At 27.4% G+C, this 6898-nt stretch carries 7 protein-coding genes; 2 read left to right on the top strand and 5 right to left on the bottom strand.

What is annotated here, in order from left to right:
* The 5 genes from VJY32_RS06350 to VJY32_RS06330 form a co-directional block, all read right to left on the bottom strand.
* Nucleotides 1–345: SH3 domain-containing protein (locus tag VJY32_RS06350; RefSeq protein ID WP_353677061.1), on the bottom strand; the 345-nt coding region annotated here is incomplete at its 3' end.
* Nucleotides 346–786: 441 nt separating this feature from the next.
* A complete protein-coding gene (locus tag VJY32_RS06345) occupies nt 787–1473 on the bottom strand; it encodes a hypothetical protein (RefSeq protein ID WP_353677060.1) in 687 nt (228 codons plus the stop codon).
* A 48-nt stretch (nt 1474–1521) separates the two neighbouring features.
* Nucleotides 1522–2079: a hypothetical protein gene (locus VJY32_RS06340; protein ID WP_353677059.1), complete on the bottom strand. Its 558-nt coding sequence runs from the start codon at nt 2077–2079 to the stop codon at nt 1522–1524.
* 294 nt (nt 2080–2373) lie between these two features.
* Nucleotides 2374–3831, bottom strand: coding sequence for a hypothetical protein (locus VJY32_RS06335; RefSeq protein ID WP_353677058.1), 1458 nt, complete (start codon nt 3829–3831; stop codon nt 2374–2376).
* Between the two features lie 54 nt (nt 3832–3885).
* On the bottom strand, nt 3886–4920 hold the full coding sequence (locus tag VJY32_RS06330) for a hypothetical protein (protein WP_353677057.1): 1035 nt from the start codon (nt 4918–4920) through the stop codon (nt 3886–3888).
* A 341-nt stretch (nt 4921–5261) separates the two neighbouring features.
* Between VJY32_RS06330 and VJY32_RS06325 the strand changes: the two genes are divergently transcribed.
* A complete protein-coding gene (locus tag VJY32_RS06325) occupies nt 5262–5858 on the top strand; it encodes a DUF502 domain-containing protein (RefSeq protein ID WP_353677056.1) in 597 nt (198 codons plus the stop codon).
* 96 nt (nt 5859–5954) lie between these two features.
* Complete coding sequence (locus VJY32_RS06320; RefSeq protein ID WP_353677055.1) at nt 5955–6845, top strand: hypothetical protein; 891 nt, start codon at nt 5955–5957, stop codon at nt 6843–6845.
* The last annotated feature ends 53 nt before the right edge of the window (nt 6846–6898 follow it).

Genomic DNA, 6898 nt, shown 5'->3' with positions numbered 1-6898 from the left:
CGCAATAATGGGAGAAGCTGGATTTATACTGCTTATTACTGGAGCTGGTGTTTGAGTCACTTTATCCAGTCCATCCTGTACACTCCAACCTTCTTGTGAATTTTTATCCCATCTTACTTTATACCAATAATAACCTGATGCCGAATTTGAGCCACCTGTGATTACTCCCATATCACCACTATATACTTGAAAGATGATCATATACGAGGTTCCAGCACCACTACGAACATTTAGTGTTGCATTAGCTTTTACCTTATCTCCAATTGAAAATTTATTTTGAGCTTCTAAAAATAAAAATAATTGAAGGTGTATAAATAGGATTAATGGTATAAATTTCAAGTTCATTTTTTACCCTCTTGTATGATTATAATAAATTTCTTTAATCTTTTCTCTTCTTAATTAGCCTTCAAATTTTTTAAATGAAAATAGAACTATCTTCAAATAACTTGGGAGAATTTTTAGTTCATATTAATTTTGAATTATGCTTAGAACTTTAATTTTTACACTATTTTAATTCCTTTATCTCCCTCAAGTAAAATTATTCCATCTGTTGAAGAAGTAGTAGCATATCTGGGGTAAATAATTACAACATTTATTATTCCTTTCTTACTTTTTTTCTAATAAATATTGAACCAATTTAAAAAAAATAGCTATTATACCCCTCTATATTCATATTTTAATAATTGCAATATTATATTTGAAATCATATTATTTCAATATCAAATCATGATTATATGTCATACTATTCTAATCTAAATAATGCCATCAGATTATTATAATTCCAATTTATAATTGTCTTAGGATCCCTCTCCCAAAATTTTGTGCTATCCCTTGTATAGCTGACCTAACTAACTCCGGTATCAAAACTTTCTCTCCGCCTTTAACAGAAATTCTTGCTAACCACCAAGCTCTTCTACTTGATAAATCAAAAAGAATTGTTGTTATGCTTAGTATTTTAGTTTTCGTTGATAAATCTATTGCTCCGTAAAATAGTTTTTCTCCTGGTTGAATTTCTTCTATATAACTATAACTTGTAAAAACTATTGCTTGGAAATTCAATTCTTTAGACATATCATCAAAGAATTTATAAGTCTCTGAAGTAAAATTTGGAGTACCACCTGCTACTTGAACATAGGTATTAAGATCCGCAACATAATTTTGATAACCCCTTCCCCACCCTTTTTCATTCACTTTTCTGAGAATTTCATCATGAGAAATTACATTCCAAGCTTTCTGCGAAGCTTTCAATTCAATCGGTAATGCATCATTTATAGCTCCGGATACCTCAGGGACTTCGTTATCATAATTATTCACTGGCATAATTGCTACTGCTTGAATTTTTGAAAAATCTAAAGCAGGAGAACGATATAAAGTTTCTGGTTTAAATATTACGTTTGGTCCTGATGTAGCACATGAGACAACTATAAAATTTAATGCTATTATACACATAATAATTATTACTCGATTCTTCATTTTTTTTCTCCTTGTAGTTTTATATATCCATAAATGATTAATAATTTATTACATTCGAAAAGAAAGGCCTACTCTGATTATAGAAGTATTACCATAACCTACTTCGCCATTTAAGCCAAAACCTGGCATTAAGTATATAGTAGCGCCTACATAACCACCATAAACAGCAAAACTAGATTGAGCTTTAGAATCTAATTTACCAAGACCAAATGTAGAGGCAGATACTAATGCATAACCAAGATATACTCTGGCATATAAATCTAAATCTGCTGATATTTCTTTAAAGTGATTAGATATACTACCCCCAATTAGCGTATATCCATAATTATATCCTATATCTTTAGAAAATAATTGACCAGCAGGGTATATAACATCATGATAACTTGCATATCCTATGTATGCCCCTACCGCAATTTTTTCGTTAATAACTTTTTCAATAGCTATATCTACTGGTGGTACTTTCATATCACCTTCAAAATCATTTGCAATAAATCCTACTCCTGTTTGAATAATCCAATCATAAGACGAATATGACTGTTCACTTTGTGCAGATAGAGATGAAAAAGTAATAACTAAACAATAAACAAATAATATAGAACGTTTCATAAATCCTCCTTTATTATTATTTTAGTATGTTGTTGATACTATATCACTTATCATTTTATACATTTTGGGAATTATAGAGTAATTTTTAATTTTATAATTAAAATTAGATGTCAATTATTTTTACTATAAATTTTTATATAAACATAAATCGAATGCATTTAAATTTCCCCGAAATCTTAATTTTGCAGAAAAAAACCAATTATTTTTTTACAGAAATTTTATTTGTGATATAGCTCACAATTTTTGTGTTAAGAATTGTGGTATTTAATGGATGGAAACTTTTTTAGATTGCTTCTATTCTGGCAGTTGGAATTTTTGATTTTTATATTTATTCGGGACTGGATTATAAACAAATTCATTGCCATCCCAATATTGCAATGAATCTTTATATGGTTTTAGGAAATCACTTACTATATTAACTGAAGTAATTTTTTTGTTTTTAATTTGCTCGAATAATTTTAAATAGGTTGGAGTAGCTGTTATATACTGCACTACAAAATTATTATCAAAAACATACTCCAAAGCTGCATACACATTAGTATTAATAGAATATTCATTGACAAAAACTAAAACCCCATTTTTCCCGAACTTTTCTATTGCTGTTACACCTATACTTTTTGTTACAGAAAAATTCTTTGCCACATCAGTTACGGGCAACAATATATAATAATAAGCATTACCAGGCACTTTATGCCCACTGGAATAAAAATCTGGCATTACACCCATTAATTTATCAGTGTCTACAACAATTAAACATGGTTTATAGTAACTGCTAACCCCACCCAGAAATATTTCTTCGTCGCCATCATTATCTATATCAAAGTGTGCCGCTGCCGATAAATGCCCCGAATGGTATAAAGATGATGTTACTTCTCCTGTAATTGGATTAATAGTTGATATTACACAACTTCCAAAGTAGTTATCATTAGCTATAATATACAAGATATTTTGTTTATTTCTATTAGCAACAAAAAAATTTGAAATTCTCCATTCTGTTCTTTTCCATTGGGGAGCATAATTATATTTATTATTTTCCGGTGATATTTTCCATCTTAATGTTCCATCATAGTTGAAGCAATAAAGTGTATCATTTTTATATAATCCCGTTCTCAATCGAAAACCAGTCAGAAGTAATTCATTTTTATTATCATTATCAATATCATATAAATATAAGTATTTATTATTCTCCATTGTAAGTGAATCTATACTCCATCTTGGTAGTCCGTCGACATTCATTTTCCATAGTAAATCACCATTCTTATTGTATGCCTTAAGAATAAAATTATAGACACTTAATGTTACAGGATTTTTCGATTTGAGTGAATATGTACTTTGAAATAATGTTATAAATGTTATAATTAATAAAGCAAGAGAAAAACTAAAACCAATACTCTTTATCGGGTTACTTTTGATGAAATACCTTATATAATCCAGAGAAAATTTTTGGGGCTTTTCTATAATTTCAAATTTAGCATCATGAACCACAATACTATTAACTTTGGGAATATGCAATAATTTTTCATTTGTAGAAAAATTATTAGCAATTTTCTCTGCTAAAAGAATATCACTTCCATCAGGATCAATATCAATATTTTTATTTATTTCGCTGTGTATGGCAGTAAATATTTTATACAACTCTTCACAATATTTACAAATTTTTAGATGCTGTATAATTTTATCTTTTTCATTATCCAAAAACTTTTCCGGATTATACGCAAATAATTCTAATGTTGATTCTTCTATATGTTCCATATTCTTCCTAAATTTTATAATAATTAATTTATACGAAAATATTCAGTTAAATAATTATTCTTTAGATAATAAATAGTCCCTGAATTTAATCCGTACTAATTTAATTAAGTACTCCAACTTGGACTTATATTTTAATTCATATTCCTCTTTTGATAAATTAATATATTTATTTAGGTATTCATAAAATGACAAGTTATTCTTATCTATTTTTATTATGTCACTGACTATATCATAAATTGCAGAATTTAATCCATTTGCTTGTTCAATAGTAAGTTTTCTTTTTGAATAATATTCTATGAAAATCTTACTTTTAATATACATCAAAACATTTGCACATAATTCTTCAATTTCATAACATTCTAAAAAACTCGTATTACTAATTTCGTATGAATCAGAAGATGATATATTTTCTAAGATAATTTCGTAATATTTTTTAAATAAGGTTACTGTATCGTTTAAAAGTATTTCTTTTCTATAATTCATTTCCATAAGTACTGTATGTAGAATATTCAACAGTTGGCGGGTAGTTAATCTTTTTTTTGTTTTTGACAAGAAAATGTTTTCTAATTCTTCTAAATCTGGATAAGGTAAATTTTGATAAGCACCATTGTTTTTTACATATATTAGGTTTCCCAAAATAGTTTTTCGTAATAATAAATTTCGTGTCGGCAAAGTTTCAATAATATTTCTTTTTATTTTGAATCCCATTGGGTCTAATTCTGCATAAGAACGTGCAATGTAAGCATCTGTCATTTTACGAAGAAAACTCTGATACACAAAGAATAAAGTTTCAGTTTTTATATCAAGAATATTTGTATTAAGGCAATTAATGAATGATTTTATTTTACTCAACTCACCATCATTATTTTGATAAAAAACATCTCCCAAAATATCCAATGCAATATCATTAACATCCAAGCCATGCATACTGAAAAGCTTAAGAAAATGTCTTTTCGTATTTAGTAAGTACGGTATAATAATACTTTTAGACAAAGCTATAAATTTACTTAAATCAATCTTAGATAATCTTTTTTGATTTGCCCTGATAAGATAATCACGAAGATTTTCTAATTTATCTTCTGAAATCAATTTATTGCCCTGCTCAATAAATCACACTTATAAGATAATTAGAATAGCACTAAATAACAATAATTTTAATGAAATGTATACTTTAATAATGTTCTTAAAATTGCGTTAAGACCAAAATATCATTGAAAGAGACATTCCATAGTAATCGACTAATAAAGTTAAAAAATAAAGAAAAATATTTTTTTCTTATTTCTATCATAATTTTATTATCTTGCATTAGAATCACCCTTGATTTTAGTTTTATGGCTTTTTTCTTAAGTAATTTATTAAATGTGAAAGTATATTTTTATACAACTAAGAATTAATATACAACCTACAATATATATCTGACAAAAATTGATATGGAAAAACTCAAATCTTTTTTAAGAACAACATTTTTAGGTGGTTTCTTAATTGTTTTGCCGGTTATTGTATCAATCTTCGTTTTAGATTGGTTATTCGAATTTTTAACTGACAAAATTAGACCAATCACCAATTTGTTAATTCAAACAACAAGACTGAATGAACTCATCGCATCAGTCCTAGCTGTAATAGTAATTTTATTAATATTCTTCGTTGTTGGATTAATTGTGCAAACACGTATTGGAAAATTTTTCATTCAACTAATTGAAGAAAAATTATTAAAACGAATACCATTTTACAGAATCATTAAAGATACAATTGTTCAGCTCTTTGGAAGTGAAAAATTAATCTTTAAATATGCTGCATTAGTTAAACCTTTCCCGAATGATACAATGATAATTGGATTTGTAACAGATGAAAGTCCAAATGGATATATTACAGTTTTTATTCCTTCTGCTCCTGCACCAACTGGAGGATACATCTATCACATACGAAAAGAATTTGTCATAAAAATTGATCTTCCTGTAGAACAGGTAATGAAAACAGTTTTGAGTTTAGGGTCAGGTTCAAAAGAATTTTTATCAAAGCTAAACTGAATAAAGTAAAACTTCACATAGAAATATGCCCTCAATAAAATTTAGGAAAATCTCTCAAAGTCTAACTAAGTTTGTATCTCAAATTCAGATTTTATTATGAAAAACATACTTCTACTAATTTCTATCACACTTGGAATTATTTTACCATATGGACATGAATACCGATTTTTAATCCGATATTTTTTAATGGTTCTGCTCTTCTTTTCTTTCCTCGACATAAAAGTTAAAAAAGAAATTATTTCTCGAAAACACTTTATAATTCTTGGCATTACAATTTTTATTGCACTTCTTTTTTACTCTGGAATAAAAATTTTTAATGAATCACTCGCTCAGACCGCTTTTATTACGGCAATAGCACCTACTGCAATAGCAGCACCTGTTATTATTAGTTTAAGAAAAGGAAAAGTAGAGTTTGTTTTATTTTCATTATTATTAAATAATATTGTAATTACATTATTAATTCCTTTTTTGCTTCCAATAATTATTAACAACACAGCTGACATATCAATTGGAAAAGTATTTGTTCCTGTTATAATCACACTTTCAATTCCATTTGCTCTTGCTCAACTAATAAAAATAATTTCACCAATAATTTGGAAAAAATTAATAGAGTGGAAAGATACTTCTTACTATTTATTAATTATCAATGTTTACATTGCTACTTCAGATGCATCAAATTACATTCAAAATGAGCTAACTGGAAATATTCAAATAGTAATTTATATTGCAGTTATATCAGCTTTACTTTGTATATTATTTTTTTCCATAGGATGGATTATTGGAGGAAAAGACTTTCGTGCAGAATCAAGTCAATCACTTGGACAAAAAAATAATGCATTTACAATCTGGATTGCTTTAACATTTATGAACCCAATTACAGTACTTGGACCTGTTTTTTATGTGCTCTATCAAAATATTTATATTTCATGGGTACTATATCGACACAACAAAATTTATGAGTGGGAAATTAAAGGAATAATTGATTGAAAAAATTATGCAGGCACTAAAATTCGCAATCGGATTGACAGTACCTGCAATTT

Origin of the sequence: Rosettibacter primus (assembly GCF_036860675.1) — a bacterium.
Classification (GTDB): domain Bacteria; phylum Bacteroidota; class Ignavibacteria; order Ignavibacteriales; family Melioribacteraceae; genus Rosettibacter; species Rosettibacter primus.
Note: the sequence above shows the minus strand (reverse complement) of the source record. Positions and strands in the feature narration are given on the sequence as shown.

What these genes read in the sequence shown, in the direction of transcription:
- VJY32_RS06320 (WP_353677055.1), top strand. Translation starts at nt 5,955, where the DNA reads ATGAAAAACATACTTCTACTAATTTCTATCACACTTGGAATTATTTTA.
- VJY32_RS06325 (WP_353677056.1), top strand. Translation starts at nt 5,262, where the DNA reads ATGGAAAAACTCAAATCTTTTTTAAGAACAACATTTTTAGGTGGTTTC.
- VJY32_RS06345 (WP_353677060.1), bottom strand. Translation starts at nt 1,473, where the DNA reads ATGAAGAATCGAGTAATAATTATTATGTGTATAATAGCATTAAATTTT.
- VJY32_RS06340 (WP_353677059.1), bottom strand. Translation starts at nt 2,079, where the DNA reads ATGAAACGTTCTATATTATTTGTTTATTGTTTAGTTATTACTTTTTCA.
- VJY32_RS06335 (WP_353677058.1), bottom strand. Translation starts at nt 3,831, where the DNA reads ATGGAACATATAGAAGAATCAACATTAGAATTATTTGCGTATAATCCG.